Genomic DNA, 23,299 nt, shown 5'->3' on the forward strand with positions numbered 1-23,299 from the left:
GCCCGGGAGCGTTCGTCGCTCCCGGGCCCGGCCCGTCTCGTGCTGCGTGGTGCGTCGTCCTGGCGCTGGCGACCGTCAGCCGGCCGCGGGCGTCTGCGTCGCCTGCTCGGGCAGGCCCGGGAAGGCGCTCACCGGGGCGCCCCAGCCGATCGCGGCGAGGTTCGCCTCGATCAGCAGGTCGACGAGGGGGAGCCTCGACCCGGCGCCGGCCTCGCCCGTGAGCGCGGCGTACGACTCCGCGAGCGAGGTCTCGAGCTGCGCGGCGAGCTCCGGCGTCGGGACGTCGGACGGGATCGTGTACGCGACCCGGCGGGGGTCCTGCGGCCCGCCCGCCGTCCCTGCGGCCTGGGCCCACGCCTCGGCCCGCGCGCGGTGCAGCAGGGCGCGTCCGAGCGCGGCGTCGCGCAGCTCGCCGTCGGCGAGCGCCGCACGGACCTCGTAGGCGTACCCTGCGGCGTCCTCGGCCTCGACGATCGTGGACAGGTCGGTCGCGCTCAGGCCCGACGGCGCGGCCTCGGGGACGAGCAGCCCCGTGGGGGTGGGGAGCGAGTCGGGCAGGGGAGTGCCGGTCGTCGCGGCCACCTGGCGCGCAGAGGCGTCCTGGGACGCCGCGATCGACGTGACCAGGCGCGCGAACGGCCCGTCCTCGGTCTCGTCGGCCGCCCCACGGAGCGCGACGGCGGACGTCGCGAGCGCCTCGACGACCTCGGCGGGAGTCGCGGTCGCCGGAGCCGTCGGCTGGTCGGTCGCGCCGGTCGTGGGCTCGTCGGCGGCAGCGTCGGGCTCGGGGAGGCCCGAGTCGTAGACGCCCCCCAGCTGTGTCACGTGCTCGTCGGCCTGGGTGCTCGTGCTCGCCAGGGCGTCGAGGGCTGTCTGGTCCAGGCCCGACGGCGTCGCGGCCGCCGCGTCGGCGAGGTCGCCCACGAGCAGCGCGCCCTCGACGGCGACGCGGCGGAGCGTCTCCTGGGCGTCCGGGACGGGCTCGGTCGGGGGCGGGGTCTCGAGCCGCAGGCCGCATCCGGCGACCGCGAGCAGCGCGAGCGACGTGACGATCGCCACCACGCCACGGCGCACGACAGGGCGCCCTGGGGCGTTCCACCGCGGAAAACGTGACGAAGCGGACGCTGAGGCGGTGTCCGGGTGGTGCGGACGGTGCGGGTGCGGAGCAGGTTCGGCAGTCATCGAGGGTGATGATGTCACGTTCGGCGTGGGTGAGTCGTTAGGCTGATCCCGTACAACAACACACCGGTCGAATCCTTGCCCGGTGGGCAGTGGGAGCCGACGGGAGACCGAGAGATGAACAAGGCGAAGCAGGCCGGGGCGGACAAGGTCCGCCGGGTCGTGGAACCGGTCGTACAGGACGCGGACCTGTACCTGGAGGACGTGACCGTCACCCTGGCCGGAAGCCGCTCGGTCGTCCGCATCACGCTGGATCTCCCCGAGGACGCCCTGGGCAACCTCGGCCTGGACCGTGTCGCCGAGGTCTCGCGCGACATCAACACCGTGCTCGACACGTCGAACGCCTTCCCCGGCGCCTACACGCTCGAGATCTCGACCCCCGGAACCTCTCGCCCGCTGACCGAGCTGCGCCACTTCAAGCGCGCCCGCGGACGCATCGTGCGGCTCGCGCTGCAGGACGGCGGGACCGTCGAGGGGCGTCTTGCGGACGTCGAGGACGGGAACCTGCTGCTCACCGACGCCCCCGTGGAGTCCGTCGCGCTCGCCGACGTGGTCCGTGGGGCGATCCAGGTCGAGCTCAAGCGCGCCCTCGAGGTGGACCTCGGCCCGGAGATGGCTGTTGACGCGAACCCCGGGGCCGACGCCCCGCACGACGAGGAGGTCTGATCGATGGACATCGACATGAGCGCGCTGCGCCTGCTGGAGCGCGAGAAGGACATCAGCCTCGACATCCTGGTGGCGGCGATCGAGCAGGCGCTGCTCTCCGCCTACCACCGGACCCCCGACGCCTATGCGCGGGCACGGGTCGAGCTCGAGCGCCGCACGGGCCACGTCACGGTCTGGGCGCGCGAGGAGCTCCCGGCCGAGGAGGACGAGGAGCCAGAGCTCGACGAGGACGGCCAGCCGGTCCGGCGCTACAAGGCCCCGGTGTTCGGGCCCGAGTTCGACCACACGCCCAAGGACTTCGGTCGCATCGCGACCGCGACCGCCCGCCAGGTGATCGTGCAGCGCCTGCGTGACGCCGAGGACGACCAGATCCTCGGCACGTTCCGCGGCAAGGAGGGTGAGGTCCTGGCGGGCGTCATCCAGCAGGGCAACGACCCGCGCATGGTCCTCGTGGACGTGGGTGGCACCGAGGCGCTCCTGCCGCCGCACGAGCAGGTGCCGACCGAGGACTACGTCCACGGCGAGCGCCTGCGTGCCTACGTCCTGGACGTGGCGCGCGGCATGAAGGGCCCCCAGATCACGCTCAGCCGGACCCACCCCAACCTCGTGCGCAAGCTCTTCGAGCTCGAGGTCCCGGAGGTCGCGGACGGCTCGGTCGAGATCATGGCGATCGCCCGGGAGGCCGGCCACCGGTCCAAGGTCGCGGTCCGCTCGCGCGTCGCGGGGCTCAACGCCAAGGGCGCCTGCATCGGCCCCATGGGCGCACGCGTCCGCGCCGTCATGGCCGAGCTCCACGGCGAGAAGATCGACATCGTCGACTTCAGCGACGACCCGGCCGCGTTCGTGGCCAGCGCGCTGTCGCCCGCGCGTGTGACGTCAGTCACCGTCGTGGACGCCGAGGCTCGCGCCGCCCGCGTCGTCGTGCCGGACTTCCAGCTCTCCCTCGCGATCGGCAAGGAAGGGCAGAATGCCCGGCTCGCCGCGAAGCTCACCGGCTGGCGCATCGACATCCGTTCGGACGAGGTCGACCACGCCGGAGCGACGAGCGCTCGTGCCGCGGAGGCCTCGGACGACGGGGAGGAGTCGGGCACCGGTGACGGAAACGGGTAACACCAGGTGAGCGGGCGCGCTAGACTGTCCTTGACTGGGCCACGGGTCCGGACACCGTCACACGACCCTTCAGGCGCTCACGCGCCCGTTCGAACGTGCGTCGGCTGCCGGGAACGTGACCTGCGGTCTGTTCTTCTCCGCCTCGTGGTGGACCAGCCCGACGTCCCGGAGCCTCGGCTCCTCGTCGACGTCGGCCGGTCGCTCCCGGGGCGCGGCGCCTGGCTCCACGATGCTCGGCGTTGCCTCGAGCTGGCCGAGCGTCGACGAGCCTTCCCCCGGGCCCTGCGTCTCGCAGGGCCCGTGGATCTCGCCGAAGCCCGAGCCCATCTCGACAGGGAAGGCTGACCCGTCGTCAGTCATCGCCAGTCATCGTCAGTCGGCGGTCCCGGTCGGCGACGCACCACGCGTCGCGACGGCCGAACCGCGCCAGTACCGCACGAACACCGCACGAATCGTCGACAAGGAAGCGGGTTAGAAGCCGATGGGCACCCGATGAGTACCCAGCGATGAGCACCCAGCACTAAAGACGGTCCTCCCTGTTTCGGGTGGGCCGAGACAGGAGAGTTGTGGCAAAGGTCCGCGTCTACGAGCTCGCTAAGGAGCTCGGGGTGGAGAGCAAGACCATCATGACCAAGCTGACGGAACTCGGTGAGTTCGTCCGCTCGGCATCCTCGACCATCGAACCGCCGGTCGTCCGCAAGCTGCGCGACACCTTCCCGGCCGGTGGCACGGAGAGCGCAAGCGCTCCCGCCAAGCCCGCGCCGGCACGTCCGGCGGCCCCCAAGCCCGTGCCCGCAGCAGAGGCCGCCCCGGCGCCTGCTGCTCCGGCTCCGGCTGCCCCCGCAGCCCCGGCGCCCGCCGCACCCAAGGCTCCCGCACCGGCCCCCGCCAAGGAGGCCGCGGCGAGCCCTGCGTTCGTCGAGCCTGCTGCCGAGGCCAAGAAGCCCGCAGCACCGGCGCCCGCGCCGGCCGCCGAGCGCAAGCCGTCGGCATCGCCCAAGCCGGCCGGTGGCGGCAACGCCCCCGCGCCCGGCCCGCGTCCCGCAGCAGCCCGCCCCGGTGGGTCCGCTGGTGGCGCACGTCCTGGCGCCCCGCGCCCGGGCAACAACCCGTTCGCCTCGAGCCAGGGCATGCCGCGTTCCGGCTCCCCGCGCCCGGGCAACAACCCGTTCGCCTCGAGCCAGGGCATGCCCCGGCCCGGTGCGCGTCCGGAGCGCGCCGCGGACCCCGCGGCCAACGCGAACCCCGCAGCAGGCAGCACGGAGCGTTCCGGCGGACCCCGTCCCGGTGGTCCTCGTCCCGCCCCGCGTCCTGGTGCACCTCGCCCCAACCCGGGCATGATGCCGGGTCGTACCTCGATCGGTCGCCCCGGTGACCGTCCTGCTCCCGGCGGTCGTCCGGGCGGTGGCGGCGGTGCAGGTGGCGGTCGCGGCGGCTTCGCCGGTCGTCCCGGCGGCGCCGGTGGCGGCCCCGGCGGCGGTGGCGCTCCCGGTGGTGGCGGCGGCTTCGCCGGTCGCCCCGGTGGTGGCGGTCGTGGTGGTGCCGGTCGTGGCAGCACGCAGGGTGCGTTCGGTCGTGCCGGAGGGCGCCCCGTCCGTGGGCGCAAGTCGAAGCGGGCGAAGCGCCAGGAGTTCGAGCAGATGCAGGCCCCCTCGCTGGGTGGCGTGCAGGTTCCCCGTGGGAACGGCTCGACCGTGGTGCGCCTGCGTCACGGATCCTCGCTCAACGACTTCGCCGACAAGATCGACGCGAACCCCGCGAGCCTCGTGACGGTGCTGTTCCACCTCGGTGAGATGGCGACCGCCACGCAGTCCCTCGACGAGGACACGTTCGGTTCGCTCGCGGCAGAGCTCGGCTACGTCATCGAGATGGTCTCGGCGGAGGAAGAGGACCGCGAGCTCCTCGGTGCCTTCGACATCGACCTCGATGCCGAGCTCGAGGGCGAGGGCGACGACGAGCTCCAGGCTCGTCCGCCCGTCGTCACGGTCATGGGCCACGTCGACCACGGTAAGACGCGACTGCTCGACGCGATCCGTCAGACCGACGTCATCTCGGGCGAGGCCGGCGGCATCACCCAGCACATCGGTGCCTACCAGGTCCGTCACGAGCACGAGGGCGTCGAGCGTCCCATCACGTTCATCGACACCCCGGGTCACGAGGCGTTCACCGCCATGCGTGCCCGTGGTGCCCAGGTCACCGACATCGCGATCCTCGTGGTCGCGGCCGACGACGGCGTCATGCCCCAGACGGTCGAGGCGCTGAACCACGCGCAGTCGGCCGGCGTGCCGATCGTCGTCGCGGTGAACAAGGTGGACAAGGAGTCGGCGAACCCGGCCAAGATCCGCCAGCAGCTCACCGAGTACAACCTGGTGGCCGAGGAGTACGGCGGCGACACCATGTTCGTCGACGTGTCCGCGAAGCAGAACATGGGCATCGACGCGCTGCTCGAGGCCGTCCTCCTCACGGCGGACGCCTCGCTCGACCTGCGCGCCAACCCGGACAAGGACGCACGAGGCGTCGCCATCGAGGCGAACCTCGACAAGGGCCGCGGCGCCGTCGCGACCGTCCTGGTCCAGTCCGGCACGCTCCACGTCGGAGACGCGATCGTCGCGGGCACCGCCCACGGCCGCGTCCGTGCGATGTTCGACGAGCACGGCAACAACGTCACCGAGGCAGGCCCCGCCCGCCCCGTCATGGTGCTCGGGCTCGCGTCCGTGCCCAGCGCCGGTGACACGTTCCTCGTGGCACCCGACGAGCGCACCGCTCGTCAGATCGCCGAGAAGCGCGAGGCCGCGGAGCGTGCAGCCCTCCTGGCCAAGCGCCGCAAGCGCGTCAGCCTCGAGGACTTCGCCCAGGCGCTCGAGCAGGGCAAGGTCGAGACCCTCAACCTGGTCCTCAAGGGCGACGTGTCGGGTGCCGTCGAGGCACTCGAGGACGCGCTGCTGCAGATCGACGTCGGCGACGAGGTCCAGCTGCGCATCATCCACCGCGGCGTCGGTGCGATCACCCAGAACGACGTCAACCTGGCGACCGTGGACAACGCGATCATCATCGGGTTCAACGTCAAGTACGGCGAGCGCGTCGAGGCTCTGGCGGAGCGCGAGGGCGTCGACGTCCGGTTCTACTCGATCATCTACCAGGCGATCGACGACGTCGAGGCTGCGCTCAAGGGCATGCTCAAGCCCGAGTACGAAGAGGCGCAGCTCGGCACCGCCGAGATCCGCGAGGTCTTCCGTTCCTCCAAGTTCGGGAACATCGCCGGTTCGATCGTCCGCTCGGGCGAGATCCGACGGAACTCCAAGGCCCGTGTCCTGCGTGGGGGAGCCGTCATCGGCGACAACCTCACGGTCGAGTCGCTCAAGCGGTTCAAGGACGACGCCACGGAGGTCCGCGAGGGCTTCGAGTGCGGTATCGGCCTCGGGTCGTTCAACGACCTGCAGATCGGCGACACGATCGAGACGTTCGAGATGCGGGAGAAGCCGCGTAGCTGACGTACCTCTCCGCTGACGCCTACCCGTGAGGTGTGGCGGGTCTACCGCGGGCCTGGCGGCCCGTGCCAGACCCACCACGACCCGCCACACCTCACGGACGGCGTCGGCGGAGCTGTTCGTTCACGCACGTCGCCCGAAGGGGCCCACCGCGGGCTGAAACCCCGGGGGCTCACCCTGATGAAAGGACTGGACCATGGTCGACAAGCCCAGGGCTCGGAAGCTCGCTGACCGCATCAAGGTCATCGTGGCGCAGATGCTCGACACCCGGATCAAGGACCCCCGTCTCGGGTTCGTGACCATCACCGACGTGCGCGTGACCGGTGACCTGCAGAACGCCTCGGTGTTCTACACGGTCTACGGCAACGACGAGGAGCGGGCAGGGACCGCCGCGGCGCTCGAGAGCGCCAAGGGGATCATCCGCTCCGAGGTCGGCAAGCAGACCGGTATCCGGCTCACGCCGACGCTCGAGTTCCACCTCGACTCGGTGCCGGACACCGCGGCCCACCTCGACGTCGCCCTCCACGAGGCGGCACGTCGCGACGCCGAGCTCGCCGCGCTGCGCGAGAAGGCCACGTACGCCGGCGACGCCGACCCGTACAAGAAGCCTGCCGACGACGCGGCCGAGGCCGACGGGTCCGCAGACTCCGACGAGGTCGCGCCCGCCTGACGGCGAGCACCCGCACCCTCCGAGCGATCGGGTGGGTGCTGCACCACGAGCACACGGAACGGCCGGTCCCTCAGGGGGCCGGCCGTTCCGCTGTGCGGATCCGGCGCTCGCCGGACCCGGACCGGGACGGGATCCTGCTGCCCTGGGGCTGGGCAGCGGTCCGCCGCCTTGCCGCACGTCGAGTGTGCAGCTGTGGTCGTCGTCGGGCGCCGGTGACGACCCGAACTGCACACTCGAGGGGGTTCCGGCCGCCGCCGGCGACGTGGCGGCCCGGCCGCGCGCTACGCCGTCGGGCGGGCGGAGCGGCGGGGGAGGAACGTCGCCGCGATCGCGCCCACTCCCACGCTCGCCGCGCCGACCCAGAGCGCCGCGGGCAGGCCCTCCGTGAACAGGTCCGGGGTCAAGGCCCCGCCGGCGGCCTGGAAGACCGCGACCAGGACCGCGACGCCCAGCGCCACGCCCACCTCACGCACGGTCGAGTTGGTCGAGCTCGCGGTCGCGTTGTCGGACTCGTCCATGTCGACGAGGACGGCGGTCGCGCTCGGCGCGAACGTCAGGCCCATGCCGACGCCCGCGAGCACGAAGGCCGGGACGAGCTCGGCGTACGTCGCGCCCGAGGACACGAGAGCGAGCCAGGCGAGCGCGAGGGTCTGGAGGGTCAGACCCGTCACGAGCAGGGTGCGGATGCCCAGGCGCGGCGCGAGCATGCCCGCGAGCGGGGCCACGAGCATGGGGGCCGCCGTCCAGGGGAGCGTGCGGACCCCTGCCTCGAGCGGGGAGAGGCCCTCGGCGATCTGGAAGTACTGGATGAGCAGGAACACCGCGCCGAACATGCCGAGCGAGAATGCGAAGCCGGACACGTTCGCGACCGCGAAGCTGCGCGAGCGGAACAGGCGCAGGGGGACGAGCGGTGAGCCGCCGAGGCGGGCGAGACGCTGCTCCCAGGCGACGAAGGCCGCGAGCAGGAGGATGGACCCGGCGAGCAGCGAGAGCACGACGGCGGACGTCCAGCCGTCCTCGTTGCCGCGGACGATGCCCCAGACCCCCGCGAAGACGCCGGTCCCGGCGAGCGCGAGGCCCACGAGGTCGATCGGTCCGCGGTGGCCGAACGACTCGCGCAGCGCGACGAACACGAGCGGGACCGCGACGAGCGCGACGGGCACGTTGATCCAGAAGATGGCCTCCCAGCTCATGCCCTCGACGACCGCGCCGCCCACGAGCGGCCCGAGCGCGACGCCCAGGCCCGAGACGCCGCCCCAGATCCCGATCGCGAGCGCACGCCTGGCGCGCGGCACGGCGTCGGCGATGAGGGCGAGGGACAGCGGCATGATCGCTGCCGCGCCGGCGCCCTGGACCGCACGGGCCGCGATGAGTGCGGAGGGGGTGTCGGCGAGCGCGCACGCGACCGACGCGAGCGTGAACACGGCGATCCCGACGACGAAGACGCGGCGCCGTCCGAACCGGTCGCCGAGCGAGGCGGCGACGAGCATGAGGGTCGCGAACGCGAGCGTGTAGGCGTTGACGAACCACTGGAGCTGCTCGACGCTCGGCCGCAGGGCCCGGGCGATCACGGGCAGGGCTCCGGTGACGACGAGGTTGTCGAGCGTGGCCATGAACATGGGCAGCGAGGCCGCGACCAGGACCAGCGCGAGGGGCCGTCGGCGGCGCGCACCGGGGGTTCGCGCGTCGTCGATCGCGGTGGTGAGGCCTGCGGGGAGGGCGGTGCCGGCGGCGGCAGCGGTGTCGAGGGTGGGGGGCCGGTCGGGTGGGGCGGTCGTGGACATGAGAACTCCTCGGTGAGGTAAGCATCGGATGATTACTAGGATTCCGACGCTAGTTATCAACTGATAACCTTGTCAACATGGAGAGCGCCACCAGTTCCGAGCGGGCCCCGTCCGTCGAGGCGGGGGAGCCGACGCGCCGCATGTCGCGCGACGAGCGCCGCGAGCAGATCCTCGACGCGGCGACCGCGGTGTTCGCCGCGGGCGGCTACGCAGGGACCAGCACCGACCAGGTCGCCCGAGCCGCAGGAGTCTCCCAGCCCTACGTCGTGCGGATGTTCGGCACCAAGCACGAGCTCTTCGCCGAGGTGTTCGACCGCATCGGCAGGCGCATCGTCGGGGCCTTCTCGCAGGTGCCCCGAGGCACTGAGGCCTCTGCCGAGCTCGGCGCGGCCTACGTCCGCCTCCTGGGCGACCGCAACCTCCTGCTCGTCCTGATGCACGGCTTCGCGGCCGGGGCGGACCCGGTCTTCGGGGCACGCTCGCGCGAGATCTTCGTCCAGATCTTCGAGATCTACCAGGACCGCACGGGCGGCACGCTCGAGCAGGCGCGCGACTTCCTCGCCCAGGGCATGCTGCTCAACACCCTCCTCGCGATCGGCGCCCCCGAGCACTTCGGGGACGACCCGCGCCTGGCCGAGCTCATGCTCTGCGCGTTCGGCGACGCGCTGCCCGCGGTCGACCCGGCCGCCCAGGAGGCACCGGACACGGGCCGGGCCGCGCCGCGGCCGGAGTCCTCCCGGCGCTGACGCGACCCACCCGCACGCCCTCTCTTTCCGACCCCCGAGCACGAGGACCACGATGACGCACGACCAGAAGCCGGTGCGCGAGCGCCGCCCCACCGCCCCCGACGGCCTCGTGGTCGTCGACAAGCCCCAGGGCCTCACGAGCCACGACGTGGTGAGCCGCCTGCGTCGGCTCGCGGGGACCCGCAAGGTGGGCCACGCGGGCACGCTCGACCCCATGGCGACGGGCGTCCTGGTCCTGGGGATCGGGCGCGCGACCAAGCTCCTGACGTACGTCGTGGGTGCGGACAAGGAGTACACGGCGACGATCCGCCTGGGCGTCGCCACCACGACGGACGACGCCGAGGGCGAGACCACCTCACGCACGGACGCCTCGGCCGTCACGCGCGAGGCGATCGACGCGGGCGTCGCGCTCCTGACCGGCCCCATCGAGCAGGTGCCGAGCTCGGTGTCGGCGATCAAGGTCGACGGGCAGCGCGCGTACGCGCTCGTACGCTCGGGCGAGCAGGTCGAGCTCGCAGCCCGCCCGGTGACGATCTCGCGCTTCGACGTCCACGACGTGCGACCGGTCCCGGCCGTGGAGCCCGACGACGTCCCCGCGTTCGACGTCGACGTCACGGTCGTGTGCTCCTCGGGGACCTACGTCCGGGCGCTCGCCCGCGACCTGGGTGCGGGCCTCGGCGTCGGGGGACACCTCACGGTGCTGCGCCGCACCCGCGTGGGCGGCTACGCGCTCGACGGGGCCTCGACGCTCGACGAGCTCGAGGCGCAGGTCGAGCGCGACGGCGTCCTCGCGACGCTCCCGCTCGCCGCCGCGGCCCGCGCGACGTTCCCGGCGCGCGACCTGACGCCCGAGGAGCGCACCGCGCTGTCCTACGGCAAGTGGATCGACCCGTCCGCGCAGGACGCCACGACGGCCGCGATCGGTGACGACGGCTCCCTCGTCGCGCTGCTCGAGAACGTGGTGCGCGAGGGAAGGCACAAGGCCAAGCCGGTGATCGTCTTCGCCCCGGCGTGAGCACGAGCGCGGACAGCGGGCGACCGCAGTCCGGTTCGATGGGGAACCCGGGGCCGAGTCGTGGCAACCTTGACCAGGCGCGCCGTGGGTGCGCGCCGTCGTCGGGCCTCCTGAGCGGACCCGCCTCACACACATCTCGAGGAGTACGCGTGCACCTGTGGACGGACCTGGACCAGGTTCCGCCGGGATTCGGACCGTCGGTCGTGACGATCGGCAACTTCGACGGCGTCCACCGCGGCCATGCCGAGGTGCTCGGCCGCATCGTGTCCCTCGCCCGGGAGTCCGGCTCCGAGGCGGTCGCCGTGACGTTCCACCCGCACCCTGCGACGGTCCACCGGCCCGAGCAGGCGCCCGAGCTCCTGACCGGGATCGCCGACCGCATGGAGCTGCTGGAGGCCACGGGCCTCGACGCGGTGCTGCTCGTCGAGTACACGCTCGACTTCGCGCAGCAGACGTCCGAGGAGTTCGTGCGGACCTACCTCGTCGAGGGTCTGGGCGCCCGAACGGTCGTCGTGGGGCACGACGTGCGCTTCGGGCGCGACAACGCGGGCAACCTGGCGACCATGATCGAGCTCGGCCGGACGCACGGCTTCGAGGTCCGCGCGATCGACGACGTCGGGACGGTCGCGTCGGTCGCCGTGGACGCCGGCGCGCCCAGCGGGCGCTGGTCCTCGACCGAGATCCGCGGCCTGCTCACGGACGGCAAGGTCCGCGAGGCCGCGGCGCTGCTCGGACGTCACCACCGCCTGCGCGGCGTCGTGATCCACGGCGACGCGCGCGGCCGCGAGCTCGGGTTCCCCACCGCGAACCTGGGTGCGATCACCGGCATGGTCCCGGCCGACGGCGTGTACGCGGGCTGGCTGCGTCGCCCCCAGCTCCTCGCGGCGGCGCCCGGGAACTGCGACGGCGTGCTGCCCGCGGCCATCTCGATCGGCACCAACCCCACGTTCGACGGCGTCGAGCGCCGCGTCGAGGCCTACGTCCTGGACCGCACCGACCTCGACCTGTACGACGAGGAGGTCGTCCTGGAGTTCGTCGAGCACCTGCGCCCCACGTTGCGCTTCGACGGCATCGAGGCGCTCGTGGAGACCATGCACGACGACGTCGCGCGCGCCCGCGCGATCCTCGCCGCGGGTGCGGGGTCGGCCGGGCCGGACCCGGACGTGTCGCCGGCCGAGGCGGAGGAGTAGTCGTGTCGGTCAAGAAGCAGCCCGTCCTGGAGACCCGAGCCCTGCGCGTCGGGTACGCCGAGGCACCCGTGTGCGCGCCCGTCGACCTGGCCGTCCGCCCCGGTGAGCTGTGGGCGATCATCGGGCCCAACGGCAGCGGCAAGTCGACGCTCCTGCGCGCGCTCCTGGGCGTGCTCGCCCCGTTGTCGGGCAAGGTCCTGGCGTTCGGCCGGGACGTCGACGAGCGCGAGCGTGACTTCCGCGCCAAGGTCGTCGGCATCCTCGACGACGACGCCTACTTCCCCGGGCTCACGGCCCGTGAGCACCTCGTCCTGACCGCGCGCGGCCACGGCGTCGCCGGGGCGGGCGAGGTCGTCGACCAGCTCCTCGACCGCTTCGGCCTGAGCGAGCAGTCGGGAGCCATGCCGACCGAGCTGTCCTCGGGGCAGCGCCGACGTCTCCTGCTCGCGGCCGGGTTCGCCCGTCCCCGCGAGGTCCTCGTGCTCGACGAGCCCGAGCAACGCCTCGACCCCGGCATGCGCGCCGACCTCGCACGGATCCTCGTCGAGGAGGCCGGGCGCGGAGCCGCCGTCGTGTTCGCGACCCACGACCCCGACCTCGTCGAGCGCACCGGGGCCCGCGGGCTGCTCGTCGGCGACGACGAGTGCGTGCGCCTCGGGCACCAGGCCGCGCTCACCGCGCTCGCCCAGGTCCGTTGAGGACGCGGCGATGAACGCGGCGCAGGGCAGGGGCAGAAAGCGCCCGCACGGCGCGAAGCCGGGATCCCGCGACGCCGCGGCTGCACCGGGCGGTCCCGCCGCGCCCGAACCCGTGACGCCTGAGCCCGTGGTCGAGCACGCTCCCTTGCCGCTGCTCGTCGCCGTCCCGGACGAGGAGTTCTCCGGTCGGGAGATCCGGCGCCTCACCGCACGCGTCACGGCCTCACGGGCCGACGCGGGCCCCGGCGAGCTGCTCGGCAACGTCGCCTACGTCGTGGTGTCGATCGCGATCTCGATCGGCTTCGTGATCGGTGCCGCGAACGTGCTCCGCGAGACGATCTTCGTCGACCCCGTCGACGGGCGTGCCCCGGTCCTGACGGCAGCCACGATCCAGGCCCTCGCGTCGGTCGCGCTCCTGGCCCTCATGACAGGCATGGCCGTGCGGCTGGGGCCGCTCGGGACGGGCAGCGCGGGCGTGCGCTGGTGGGTCCCGATGCCCGTCGACCGGCGCGGCCTGCTCACGCCGTCGTACTGGCGCGGGGTCGCGGTCGCGGTCGTCGTCGGCGCAGGAGGGCTCGCGGCGATCGCGCTCGCCTCTGGTGCCGACCCGGGTGTGGCCGGGCGCAGCGCGGCCCTCGGCGCCGCGGCGGGCCTGCTGCTCGTGGGGCTCGCCGGGCTCATCCAGCCGCGGACCCGGGTGGCCGCGACGGTCGCGCGGGTGAGCGACGTGCTCATCGCCGCGGTCCCGGTCGCCGGTGTCGTGCTCGTGGCGGCGGGCTGGTCCGACCTGCGCGAGCTGTCGGTCCCCTCGTGGGTGGTCGTCGTCGTCGGAGCCGGTGCGCTGGCCCTCGCGGTCGTGTGGTGGCGACGGCTCGTGGCGCTCGGGGCCCAGGTCCTGCGCACGCAGAGCGCGGTCGCCGACCAGGCGGGCGGAGAGTTCGGCCGTGCGCTGAGCCGCGCGGGCTCGACCCGCGGCGGCAGGGCCCGGAGACCCTCGCGCTTCGCGGTCGTGCGAGGGCCGGTCTCTGCGCTCGTCGCTGCCGACCTCACGCTCCTGCGGCGCAGCCCGTCGGCCGTCGCCCAGCTCGTGGGACTCACGGCGCTCGTGATCGTGGCCCAGCAGGTCCCTGCGTTCGAGGGCGGGTTCGGGTTGTTCGTCCTGCTCGTGGTCGCGGGGTTCAGGGGTGCCCAGCTCGGCGCCGAGGGCGCGCGCACCGCGGAGATGGTGCCCGCGCTCGACGCGATGATGCCGCTCTCCGCGCGCGACGCGCGGCTCGCCCGCACCGTCGTGCCGACGCTGACCGCGCTCCTCGCGCTCGTGGTGGGGATCGTGCCGCTGGTGCTGGGCACGGGGGAGTGGCTGTGGTTCGCCCTGGTGGTCGTCGTCGCGGTCGGCATGGGCGCGGCAGCGATCCGCGGCGCCTACCGCAAGCCACCGAACTGGTCCGGCCCGCTCGTGGCGACCCCCGCCGGTGCGCTGCCGACCGGCGCGGCGTCGATGATCGCCCAGGGGCCCGACGTCGCCGTGCTGAGCGCGATCCCGCTCGGTATCTGCCTCCTCGTGGGCGCGCCCACCCTGACCCTCGTCCTGTTCCAGGGGATCGCGGTGTGGATCGCGCTGGCCGTGGCCTCGCACGTGCGGGCCACGGGGGCCAAGCCGCTGCTGGGCTGACCGGGGCTGGCCGAGGCGGACCGTGGCAGACCGGGTCGAAGGACCCGTGGCGTCCGGACCAAAGATACTGGCGGTGGTGGTGCTCCGCGAGCAACCTGGTCCTGACGACAGGAGCGGGAGCCATGGAAGCAGTCGTGATCTACGAGTCGATGTTCGGGAACACCGCCGAGATCGCGCGGGCGGTGGCCGAAGGGCTGTCCGAGCAGGTGGCCGTGCGGACGGTCGAGGTGTCCGCGACAGCGCCGGCCGACGACGTCCTGGGGGCAGACCTCATCGTGGTCGGCGGACCCACGCACGCCTTCGGCATGTCACGACTGGCCTCACGCGAGGAGGCGGCCGGTCGGCGCCCGGGGAGCCCGACCGTCGAACGGGGCATCCGCGAATGGCTTGATGCCCTGGCCGACGACGCCTCCGGGCGGTTCGGCGCGACGTTCGACACCCGCGTGAAGTCCGTCAAGCACCTTCCGGGCAGCGCTGCCCGAGCAGCCGACCGGGTGGTTCGCCGGCGCGGGCTCTCGCCTGCCGACTCCCCGCACTCCTTCTACGTGGAGGGCATGGAAGGACCGCTGTGCCCGGGCGAGGTCGAGCGGGCGCGCGAGTGGGGGCGTGAGCTCGGCCGGACGGCGCTGCTCGCCCGGCAGAGCTTGTCCTGAGGCGGCGCCTCCACGTCGAGACGCCACGCCCCGGTCCGCCGATGCCGGGTCAGGCCCCGAGCGTCGCCATCTCGTCCGCCTCCAGGAGCCGCCCGTCCGCCAGGTGCACGCGTGCGTCGACCGTGTCGAGCGTGGCCTCGTCGTGGGTCACGACGATGGTCGCGGCGCCCGTCTCCCGGGTGAGCCGGGTGACGAGCTCGATGATCTGGACGCCGCGTTCGTGGTCGAGCGCCGAGGTCGGCTCGTCGACCAGCAGGACCTCGGGGTGGTTCATGAGGGCCCGGGCGATCGCGACGCGCTGGCGCTGACCGCCGGAGAGCTGGCCGGGTCGCTTGGCGGCCACGTCCCGGAGCCCGACGGCGTCGAGCAGCTCGAGCGCCCGGTCACGGTGCGCCGAGGGCCGCTCGCCGCGCAGGTGGCTCATGAGCTCGAGGTTCTCGAGCGCCGTGAGCGACGCGATGAGCTGCGGCTGCTGGAAGACGATCCCGATCCGGTCGCGCCGCAGCCGCGCCGCGTCCGCGGACACGGCTGAGCCGGCAGCGGCCCCGCCGACAGGGGCGTTGACGACGTCGTCGCCGATGCGCACCTCCCCGGACGTCGGGGTCGTGAGGGTCGCCGCCACTGCGAGCAGGCTCGACTTGCCCGAACCCGACGGGCCGAGCACCGCGGTCGTGGTCCCGGCGGGGACGGTCAGGGAGACGTCGTCGACCGCGGTGACGGTCGACTCGCCGTCGGGGTAGACGAGGGTGACGTGGTCGAGGGTGAGGTCCATGGTGTGCCTTTCAGGAGCAGCTTTCAGGAGCAAGGGGGAGCGGTCGCGAGCGCCAACCCCGCCGCAGGAGCGGCGAGCAGGCGGGCGCCTCAGCGGGCCGCGAGCGCCGCGTGCGGGTCGATGCGCGTGATCCGCAGGATCGCCGCGACGGCGCCGACCGCCCCGAGGACCACGAGGACGAGCGCGGGCAGGAGGGTCGTGGCGGGGGAGACGACGACGGGCATGACCTGGGCTGCAAGCGCCCCGGCCCCGGCTGCGAGCGCGGTCCCGATGCCGACGCCGAGCACGAGCAGGACGAGCGCCTGGCCGATCGCGTCGCGCAGCAGGTAGGAGGTCGAGGCGCCGAGCGCCTTGAGCACCGCGACGTCGCCGGCCCGGTTGATGGTCCACACGGTGAAGAACGCGCCCACGACGAGGGCGGAGATCGCGAGCAGGAATCCCTGCATCATCGTGAGGGACATGTTCTCGGCCGAGAACGAGCTGACCGCGGCGCGGGCGCCCATCGGGGTCAGGGTCGCGGTGCCGGTCTCGGACTCGGCTGCGGCGAGGGCGGAGTCGCTGGGGTCCCCGGTGATGGCGACGACGGTCGCGACCTCGTCACCGGACGCGCCGCCGCCGCGGGCTCCGACGGTCTGCCAGTCGGTCAGGTCCATCCAGACGACGGGTGTGTGCGAGAAGTCGGCCTGTGTGTCGAGCACGCCCGCGACGGTCAGGGTCAGCGAGCCCAGGGCGACCTCGTCGCCCTTCTGGGCGCCCAGGTCGTCGGCCGCGCCGCTCGACAGCAGCACGGTCCCGGGGGCGGCCTCGGCGCCGTCGGGCACGAGGCCCGAGCCGGGGCGCGAGCCGAACGCGGTGACGGCGGCGGTGGTGCCTGCCTCGCCGTCGGCGCCTGCGGTGACCGACGCGCGCGTCGTCGCGATCCCGAGAGGTTCGGCCGAGGAGACACCGTCCACAGCGGCGAACGCTTCCCACTGCGCGGCGTCGACCTGGGACTCGGTGAAGGAGGGCTTCGCATCCCCGGTGACGGTGAACGCGAGGCTGTCGACCGGGAGGTCGGTGATGCCCGAGGTGCTCGCGCGGGCCAGTCCCGCGGTCAGCGAGGCGAGGAAGCCCACGAGGAACGTGATGAGGACGATGACGGTGGACATGAGGACGAAGCGTCCCCGGGCGAAGCGCAGGTCGCGCAGCGCGACGAACATCAAGAGCCTCCGGTGGTTGGCGTGGAATCGATCTGCGTCCAGCCTCCCGCCGGAGGGGCTCGCGCGGATCGGGCCCGTGGATGCTCTCCGGTGGCCGCAGGGTGGGTCCGAGGATCAACCTTTCGATGGATCGCGCGCGGCACGGCGCGCCCGCCGCGTCGCTAGGGTGGCGATGTGAAGCCTCGCGCCGTGATCTCCGCCGCCCTCGGGCTCCAGATCGCGCTCGACGTGCTCCTGGTGGCCCTCGTCGGGCTCGCGGTCGGCTCCCGCTGGGCCGAGGCCCTGAGCGCCGGGGGACTGGACGCCGGGGCGTGGGGCGCGCTCGCGTGCGGCCTGGGGCTCCTGCTCGTCTACGGCGTGGGGCGTTCGCGGATCAACGTGCGCGACACCGCGGTCGACGCCCCGCGCGGCGCCTGGTGGCCCACGGGAGCGTGGGTCGCGGCGCTGATCGTGGGGTGGGCCCTCCTGCTGCTCCTGACCCCGGTCGCGCTGTGGATCGCGTTCCCGCTCATGTTCCTCGAGATGCACGTGCTCGGACCCCGCCGCGGGATCGTGGCCGTGGCCGCGACGACCGCGTGCGCGATCGGTGGCGCCATCCTGGGCGGGCAACAGCTCGTGGGCTCGATCCTGGGCCCGACGTTCGGCGGCCTCGTCGCGATCGCCGTCGTCCTCGGCTTCGAGACGATCGTGCGCGAGTCGCAGGGCCGCCAGGAGCTCATCGACGACCTGGTCCGCACCCGGGCCGACCTCGCGGTCTCCGAGCGCGAGGCGGCGGTCGCGACCGAGCGCGAGCGCCTCGCGCGCGAGATCCACGACACCCTCGCGCAGGGCTTCTCGTCGATCGAGCTGCTGCTGCGCGCTGCGGACACGGCCCTGGCGGAGGTCGAGGCGCCGGGAGCGTTCGCCGAGGGAGCCCCCGGCCCGACGGCGGCACGCACCGCGCGCGGCTACGTCACCCGGTCACGGGTCGCCGCGCAGCAGAACCTCGCCGAGGCCCGGCGCTTCGTGCGCGACCTCGCACCCGCGGACCTCGAGTCGGCGACCCTGGTCGGGGCGCTCGAGCGCGTCGCCGAGCGCACGGCGCTGGCCTCGGGCGACGACCTGCGCGTGACCGTCGACGTGTCCGGGCGACCTCGTCCGCTGCCCGTGCCCGTCGAGACCGCGCTGCTGCGGATCGCGCAGTCGGCTCTCGCCAACGTCGTCCAGCACGCGGGAGCCTCGCGGGCCGCGGTCACGCTCAGCTTCCTCGGGGACGCCGTGGCGCTCGACGTGGTCGACGACGGTCGCGGGTTCGACCCGCTCGCGCTCCCCGGACCGCGCCCGGGCGCGGACGGGGGCTCCGCCGTCGGGCAGGAGGAGCGTGGCGACGGCGCGACAGGAGCGGCGACGCCCCCGCCTCGCTCAGGGTTCGGCCTGACCGCGATGCGCTCGCGCGTCGCCGAGCTCGGCGGCACGTTCTCTCTCGAGACCGAGCCGGGCGCCGGGACGGCGCTCGCGGTCCACCTTCCGCTCGACCCCCAGGAGACTCGGTGACACAAGGACCGGCGACCGTCCGCGTCGTCCTGACCGACGACCACCCCGTGGTCCGCGCGGGCCTGCGGGCCGTCGTCGACGCCGAGGGGGACATGGAGGTGGTGGACGAGCTCGCGACGGCCGAGGAGCTCGTGCGCCGGGTCGGGGCCGGGCTCGAGGCCGACGTCGTGCTGCTCGACCTGCGCTTCGGCGAGGGGCGCATGGGCGGTGCGCAGGCCGCGCGCGAGGTCACGCGCCTGGGCGGCCCGCCCGTCCTGATCCTCACGACCTACGACTCCGACCAGGAGATCCTCGCGGCGATCGAGGCCGGCGCCATCGGCTACCTGCTCAAGGACGCGCCGACCGACGAGCTGACCGCCGCGATCCGCGCGGCGGCGGGTGGGCAGGTCGCGCTCGGGCCGAGCGTGCAGCGTCGGCTGCTCGGGCGCATGCGGGCACCGGGCGTCTCGCTGTCGCTGCGCGAGCTCGAGGTCCTCGGGCTCGTCGCGCAGGGGTGCTCGAACGACGAGGTCGCGCGCCGGCTGTTCCTGTCGAAGGCGACCGTGAAGTCCCACCTGGTCCACGTGTACGAGAAGCTCGGGGTCGACTCGCGCACGGCCGCGGTGGCCGAGGCGCGCAGGCGGGGGCTGCTGGGGGAGTGAGCCCCGATGTCCCGTGGGCGCGTACCGGTACGCTCGTCCAGGTACCGGGCTCGCCGTCCCGCGAGGTCAGGGCCGTGCCCCGGGCAACCCTGCTAGACTATGGGCGCCGTCAGAACGGCCGCGGAGGCTGGTAAGCCTGCCGAAGAGCCCAGGGATCAAGCCCTGGCGCGCCGCGCAACGAACACTACAAGGAGAGCCGTGCCCCTCGACACTGCCACCAAGCAGCGCATCATGACCGAGTACGCCACGAGCGAGGGCGACACCGGTTCGCCCGAGGTCCAGATCGCGATGCTGACGCAGCGCATCAAGGACCTGACCGAGCACCTCAAGGAGCACAAGCACGACCACCACAGCCGTCGTGGCCTGCTGCTCCTCGTCGGCCAGCGTCGCCGTCTCCTCGGCTACCTGCAGAAGGTCGACATCAACCGCTACCGCAGCCTCATCGAGCGCCTCGGCCTGCGTCGCTGACATTCCCTGACTCAGCCCGGCCCCGGACGGGGCCGGGCTGGTCCGGTGTGAAGCACCCGTAAGAAAACCCACGCCGCCAGCCTTTCGTTCGGTCCTCGGTAGTGGCTCCCGGAACCCGCCAAGAGCGGGAAGACCGTGGGCCTCGATCGAAGACCGCCGAGCGTCGAGTGGATGCACCCTCGACAGGCACCGAAGGCGGCACTTCGAGAGTGAGGAGGGCACCCGTGGAGGGTCCCGAGATCGAATTCACCGAAGCAACGATCGACAACGGTCGCTTCGGAACCCGTACCGTCCGGTTCGAGACCGGACGCCTCGCGCGCCAGGCCGGTGGCTCCGCCGCCGCCTACCTGGACGGCGAGACCATGCTGCTGTCGACCACGACGGCCGGCAAGCACCCCAAGGACCAGTTCGACTTCTTCCCCCTGACGGTGGACGTCGAGGAGCGGCAGTACGCCGCCGGCAAGATCCCCGGTTCGTTCTTCCGTCGTGAGGGTCGCCCCTCGACCGAGGCGATCCTGGCCTGCCGCCTGATCGACCGCCCGCTGCGCCCCCTGTTCGTCAAGGGCCTGCGCAACGAGGTCCAGGTCGTCATCACCGTGCTCGCCATCCACCCGGACGACGCGTACGACACCCTGGCCATCAACGCCGCGTCGATCTCGACGCAGCTCTCCGGCCTGCCGTTCTCCGGCCCGATCGGCGCCGTCCGCGTCGCCCTGATCGACGGCCAGTGGGTCGCGTTCCCCAAGTACTCCGACAAGGAGCGCGCCGTCTTCGACATGGTCGTCGCCGGTCGTGTCGTGGGTGACGACGTCGCGATCACCATGGTCGAGGCCGAGGCCACCGAGGGTTCCTGGAACCTCATCAAGAACGAGGGCGTCGGCGCCCCGACCGAAGAGGTCGTCGCAGGCGGCCTCGAGGCCGCCAAGCCCTTCATCCGCGTGCTCGTCGAGGCGCAGCAGGAGCTCGCGGCCAAGGCCGCCAAGCCCGTGCAGGACTTCCCGACGTTCCCGGACTACCAGGACGACGTCTACGCCGCGGTCGAGGCCGCTGCGACGGCCCGCCTGGGCGAGGCCCTGAGCATCGCCGACAAGCAGGACCGCGAGAACCGTCTCGACGAGATCAAGGCCGAGATCCAGGCCGAGCTCGCCGGTGACTTCGCGGGCCGCGAGAAGGAGATCTCCGCCGCGTACCGCTCGGTGCAGAAGAAGCTCATCCGCGCGCGCATCCTCACGGACGGCTTCCGCATCGACGGTCGTGGGCTCGCGGACATCCGCACCCTCTCGGCCGAGGTCGAGGTCCTGCCCCGCGTGCACGGCTCGGCGATCTTCGAGCGCGGCGAGACCCAGATCCTGGGTGTCACCACGCTCAACATGCTCCGCATGGAGCAGCAGCTCGACACGCTCTCCCCGGAGACGCGCAAGCGCTACATGCACAACTACAACTTCCCGCCCTACTCGACCGGCGAGACCGGCCGCGTGGGCAGCCCGAAGCGTCGCGAGATCGGGCACGGCGCCCTCGCCGAGCGTGCGATCGTGCCGGTGCTGCCGAGCCGCGAGGAGTTCCCCTACGCGATCCGTCAGGTCTCCGAGGCCCTCGGGTCCAACGGCTCGACCTCGATGGGCTCCGTGTGCGCCTCGACGCTCTCGCTCCTCAACGCCGGTGTGCCGCTGCGCGCAGCGGTCGCGGGCATCGCGATGGGCCTCGTCTCCGACACCGTCGACGGCGAGACGCGCTACGCGGCGCTGACCGACATCCTCGGTGCCGAGGACGCGTTCGGCGACATGGACTTCAAGGTCGCCGGTACGCGTGAGTTCATCACGGCCATCCAGCTCGACACCAAGCTCGACGGCATCCCCGCCTCGGTCCTGGCCGGCGCGCTGACCCAGGCCCGCGACGCACGCCTGACCATCCTGGACGTCCTCAACGAGGCCATCGACGTGCCGGACGAGATGAGCCCCAACGCTCCTCGCGTCATCGCGGTCAAGGTCCCCGTGGACAAGATCGGCGAGGTCATCGGCCCCAAGGGCAAGATGATCAACCAGATCCAGGAGGAGACGGGCGCGGACATCTCCATCGAGGACGACGGCACCGTGTACATCGGTGCCACCGACGGCCCCTCCGCAGAGGCCGCCCGCGCGGCGATCAACGCGATCGCCAACCCGCACGTCCCCGAGATCGGCGAGCGCTTCGTCGGCACGGTCGTCAAGACCACGTCGTTCGGCGCCTTCGTCTCGCTGTCCCCGGGCAAGGACGGTCTGCTGCACATCAGCCAGATCCGCAAGCTCGTCGGTGGCAAGCGCGTCGAGAACGTCGAGGACGTCCTGTCGATCGGCCAGAAGGTCCAGGTCGAGATCGGCGAGATCGACCCGCGCGGCAAGCTCTCGCTGCACGCGGTCGTCGAGGGCTCGGACGACGCTCCGGCCGACGCCGAGGCACCTGCCGGGGACGACGCCTGACGTGCCCTGGAACCTTCCGCTCGTCCCCTCGGGTTCGCCCGAGGGTGAGCTGACCGCCGGGCAGGACGGGGCGACGATTCGTCGCTCGGTCCTGCCCGGCGGGGTTCGGGTCCTCACCGAGTCGATGCCGGGCCTGCGCTCGGCGACCGTCGGAGCATGGGTCGGCGTCGGCTCGCGCGACGAGACCGACGGTCACTTCGGCTCCACGCACTTCCTGGAGCACCTGCTCTTCAAGGGAACTGCCCGCCGGTCCGCGATGGACATCGCCGAGGCGTTCGACGCCGTCGGCGGTGAGGCCAACGCCGCGACCGGCAAGGAGCACACCTGCTACTACGCCCGCGTGCTCGACTCCGACCTGCCCATGGCGGTCGACGTCATCACCGACATGGTGACCTCGGCGCGCCTCGACGAGGACGAGCTCGAGACCGAGCGCGGGGTGATCCTCGAAGAGCTCGCGATGAACGACGACGACCCGTCGGACGTCGTGCACGAGGAGTTCGCGCAGGCCGTCCTGGCCGGGCACCCCCTGGGGCGCCCGATCGGCGGCACGCCGGACACCATCAACGCCGTGCCGCGCAGCGCCGTCTGGGAGCACTACCAGTGGCACTACCGCCCGGAGACGCTCGTCGTCGCCGCGGCCGGTGGGGTCGACCACGACACGCTGTGCGAGCAGGTCGCGACCGCGCTCACGACCGGTGGCTGGGACCTCGACCCTGCGGGCACGCCTCGCGCTCGCCGCGACAACGCGGACGTGCAGGGCGTGGGGATCGAGGGCGTCGAGCTCACGATCCGCCGCACCGTCGAGCAGGCCAACGTCATCATCGGCGGCACGGGCCTGTCCGCGACGGACGACCGCCGCTTCGTGCTCTCGGTGCTCAGCGCCGTCCTCGGTGGCGGCATGAGCTCGCGGCTCTTCCAGGAGATCCGCGAGAAGCGGGGCCTGGCGTACTCGACGTACTCGTTCGCGTCGGGGCATGGCGGCATCGGGACGTTCGGCCTGTACGCGGGCTGCGCGCCCTCGAAGGTCGACCAGGTCACCGAGCTCATGACGAGCGAGCTCGAGAAGCTCGCGGAGTCGGGCATCACGCAGGCCGAGCTGGACCGGAGCATCGGTCAGCTCTCCGGCGGGCTGGTGCTGGGCCTGGAGGACTCGGGCTCGCGCATGAGCCGCCTGGGCAAGTCGGAGCTCGTGTTCGGCGAGCTGCTGAGCGTCGCGGAGTCGCTCGAACGGATCCGTTCGGTGACGTCCGACGACGTGCGCAAGCTCGCGGAGGAGCTCGCCTCCCGCCCGCGCTCGACCGTGCGCGTCGGTCCTTTCGGGGACTGAGTCTCACAGCGTGAACGAGGAGGGGGGGGGGG

20 protein-coding genes are annotated in these 23,299 nt (G+C 72.9%); 16 read left to right on the forward strand and 4 right to left on the reverse strand.

From position 1 onward, the window contains the following. Window positions 1-75: 75 nt before the first annotated feature. The gene (locus H9652_RS06920) at window positions 76-1,074 is read right to left on the reverse strand and encodes a DUF4439 domain-containing protein (RefSeq protein WP_318244019.1); all 999 of its coding nucleotides are present in this window, start codon (window positions 1,072-1,074) and stop codon (window positions 76-78) included. Between the two features lie 222 nt (window positions 1,075-1,296). On the opposite strand from H9652_RS06920, the gene H9652_RS06925 reads away from it, so the two are divergent. The 5 genes from H9652_RS06925 to rbfA all read left to right on the forward strand — a co-directional run bounded on the left by H9652_RS06925 (window position 1,297) and on the right by rbfA (window position 7,113). Next, a complete protein-coding gene (locus tag H9652_RS06925; protein WP_191795603.1) occupies window positions 1,297-1,845 on the forward strand; it encodes a ribosome maturation factor RimP in 549 nt (182 codons plus the stop codon). Window positions 1,846-1,848: 3 nt separating this feature from the next. Beyond that, entirely contained in the window at window positions 1,849-2,955 is a 1,107-nt protein-coding gene (gene nusA / locus H9652_RS06930; protein ID WP_191795604.1) for a transcription termination factor NusA, read from the forward strand. 147 nt (window positions 2,956-3,102) lie between these two features. Then, a complete protein-coding gene (locus H9652_RS20250) occupies window positions 3,103-3,300 on the forward strand; it encodes a YlxR family protein (protein ID WP_240666240.1) in 198 nt (65 codons plus the stop codon). Between the two features lie 221 nt (window positions 3,301-3,521). Next, window positions 3,522-6,446, forward strand: a complete 2,925-nt coding sequence (infB, locus tag H9652_RS06940) for a translation initiation factor IF-2 (RefSeq protein ID WP_191795605.1) — start codon at window positions 3,522-3,524, stop codon at window positions 6,444-6,446. 193 nt (window positions 6,447-6,639) lie between these two features. Next, complete coding sequence (gene rbfA, locus H9652_RS06945; protein ID WP_191795606.1) at window positions 6,640-7,113, forward strand: 30S ribosome-binding factor RbfA; 474 nt, start codon at window positions 6,640-6,642, stop codon at window positions 7,111-7,113. 281 nt (window positions 7,114-7,394) lie between these two features. On the opposite strand, the gene H9652_RS06950 is transcribed toward rbfA, so the two are convergent. Next, on the reverse strand, window positions 7,395-8,897 hold the full coding sequence (locus H9652_RS06950) for an MFS transporter (protein ID WP_191795607.1): 1,503 nt from the start codon (window positions 8,895-8,897) through the stop codon (window positions 7,395-7,397). Window positions 8,898-8,974: 77 nt separating this feature from the next. Here H9652_RS06950 and H9652_RS06955 point away from each other — a divergent pair, with 77 nt between their 5' ends. The 6 genes from H9652_RS06955 to H9652_RS06980 all read left to right on the forward strand — a co-directional run bounded on the left by H9652_RS06955 (window position 8,975) and on the right by H9652_RS06980 (window position 14,871). Then, window positions 8,975-9,643, forward strand: a complete 669-nt coding sequence (locus tag H9652_RS06955) for a TetR/AcrR family transcriptional regulator (RefSeq protein WP_225227866.1) — start codon at window positions 8,975-8,977, stop codon at window positions 9,641-9,643. A gap of 52 nt (window positions 9,644-9,695) precedes the next feature. Next, window positions 9,696-10,658: a tRNA pseudouridine(55) synthase TruB gene (truB, locus tag H9652_RS06960; RefSeq protein WP_191795608.1), complete on the forward strand. Its 963-nt coding sequence runs from the start codon at window positions 9,696-9,698 to the stop codon at window positions 10,656-10,658. A 149-nt stretch (window positions 10,659-10,807) separates the two neighbouring features. Further along, window positions 10,808-11,848 (forward strand): bifunctional riboflavin kinase/FAD synthetase, encoded by a 1,041-nt coding sequence (locus H9652_RS06965; RefSeq protein ID WP_191795609.1) that lies wholly within the window; start codon window positions 10,808-10,810, stop codon window positions 11,846-11,848. Between the two features lie 2 nt (window positions 11,849-11,850). Further along, window positions 11,851-12,546, forward strand: coding sequence for an ABC transporter ATP-binding protein (locus H9652_RS06970; protein WP_191795610.1), 696 nt, complete (start codon window positions 11,851-11,853; stop codon window positions 12,544-12,546). A gap of 10 nt (window positions 12,547-12,556) precedes the next feature. Next, the gene (locus H9652_RS06975) at window positions 12,557-14,218 is read left to right on the forward strand and encodes a DUF6297 family protein (RefSeq protein ID WP_191795611.1); all 1,662 of its coding nucleotides are present in this window, start codon (window positions 12,557-12,559) and stop codon (window positions 14,216-14,218) included. 122 nt (window positions 14,219-14,340) lie between these two features. Then, a complete protein-coding gene (locus H9652_RS06980; RefSeq protein ID WP_191795612.1) occupies window positions 14,341-14,871 on the forward strand; it encodes a flavodoxin family protein in 531 nt (176 codons plus the stop codon). Window positions 14,872-14,920: 49 nt separating this feature from the next. Here H9652_RS06980 and H9652_RS06985 read toward each other — a convergent pair whose 3' ends face one another. Next, window positions 14,921-15,643, reverse strand: coding sequence for an ABC transporter ATP-binding protein (locus H9652_RS06985; RefSeq protein ID WP_191795613.1), 723 nt, complete (start codon window positions 15,641-15,643; stop codon window positions 14,921-14,923). Between the two features lie 89 nt (window positions 15,644-15,732). Next, window positions 15,733-16,842, reverse strand: coding sequence for an ABC transporter permease (locus H9652_RS06990; RefSeq protein ID WP_191795614.1), 1,110 nt, complete (start codon window positions 16,840-16,842; stop codon window positions 15,733-15,735). 174 nt (window positions 16,843-17,016) lie between these two features. Between H9652_RS06990 and H9652_RS06995 the strand changes: the two genes are divergently transcribed. From H9652_RS06995 to H9652_RS07015, 5 genes are all read left to right on the forward strand, one after another. Continuing rightward, window positions 17,017-18,375, forward strand: coding sequence for a sensor histidine kinase (locus tag H9652_RS06995; RefSeq protein ID WP_191795615.1), 1,359 nt, complete (start codon window positions 17,017-17,019; stop codon window positions 18,373-18,375). Further along, window positions 18,372-19,016, forward strand: a complete 645-nt coding sequence (locus H9652_RS07000; protein WP_318244020.1) for a response regulator transcription factor — start codon at window positions 18,372-18,374, stop codon at window positions 19,014-19,016. The genes H9652_RS06995 and H9652_RS07000 overlap by 4 nt, the downstream gene beginning before the upstream one ends. Before the next feature lie 198 nt (window positions 19,017-19,214). Further along, on the forward strand, window positions 19,215-19,484 hold the full coding sequence (gene rpsO, locus H9652_RS07005) for a 30S ribosomal protein S15 (RefSeq protein WP_030150575.1): 270 nt from the start codon (window positions 19,215-19,217) through the stop codon (window positions 19,482-19,484). A 224-nt stretch (window positions 19,485-19,708) separates the two neighbouring features. Then, on the forward strand, window positions 19,709-21,940 hold the full coding sequence (locus H9652_RS07010) for a polyribonucleotide nucleotidyltransferase (RefSeq protein ID WP_191795616.1): 2,232 nt from the start codon (window positions 19,709-19,711) through the stop codon (window positions 21,938-21,940). Window position 21,941: 1 nt separating this feature from the next. After that, window positions 21,942-23,267 carry a M16 family metallopeptidase gene (locus H9652_RS07015; RefSeq protein ID WP_191795617.1) on the forward strand — a complete coding sequence of 442 codons (1,326 nt, stop codon included), beginning with the start codon at window positions 21,942-21,944 and terminating at the stop codon, window positions 23,265-23,267. Window positions 23,268-23,299 lie beyond the last annotated feature (32 nt).

This window comes from Oerskovia rustica (genome assembly GCF_014836555.1).
GTDB classification, from domain to species: domain Bacteria; phylum Actinomycetota; class Actinomycetes; order Actinomycetales; family Cellulomonadaceae; genus Oerskovia; species Oerskovia rustica.

Excerpts from the sequence above, each read along its gene's own strand:
- H9652_RS06925 (WP_191795603.1), top strand. The coding sequence starts at position 1,297 with ATGAACAAGGCGAAGCAGGCCGGGGCGGACAAGGTCCGCCGGGTCGTG.
- nusA (WP_191795604.1), top strand. The coding sequence starts at position 1,849 with ATGGACATCGACATGAGCGCGCTGCGCCTGCTGGAGCGCGAGAAGGAC.
- rbfA (WP_191795606.1), top strand. The coding sequence starts at position 6,640 with ATGGTCGACAAGCCCAGGGCTCGGAAGCTCGCTGACCGCATCAAGGTC.
- H9652_RS06950 (WP_191795607.1), bottom strand. The coding sequence starts at position 8,897 with ATGTCCACGACCGCCCCACCCGACCGGCCCCCCACCCTCGACACCGCT.
- H9652_RS06955 (WP_225227866.1), top strand. The coding sequence starts at position 8,975 with ATGGAGAGCGCCACCAGTTCCGAGCGGGCCCCGTCCGTCGAGGCGGGG.
- truB (WP_191795608.1), top strand. The coding sequence starts at position 9,696 with ATGACGCACGACCAGAAGCCGGTGCGCGAGCGCCGCCCCACCGCCCCC.
- H9652_RS06975 (WP_191795611.1), top strand. The coding sequence starts at position 12,557 with ATGAACGCGGCGCAGGGCAGGGGCAGAAAGCGCCCGCACGGCGCGAAG.
- H9652_RS06980 (WP_191795612.1), top strand. The coding sequence starts at position 14,341 with ATGGAAGCAGTCGTGATCTACGAGTCGATGTTCGGGAACACCGCCGAG.
- H9652_RS06985 (WP_191795613.1), bottom strand. The coding sequence starts at position 15,643 with ATGGACCTCACCCTCGACCACGTCACCCTCGTCTACCCCGACGGCGAG.
- H9652_RS06990 (WP_191795614.1), bottom strand. The coding sequence starts at position 16,842 with ATGTTCGTCGCGCTGCGCGACCTGCGCTTCGCCCGGGGACGCTTCGTC.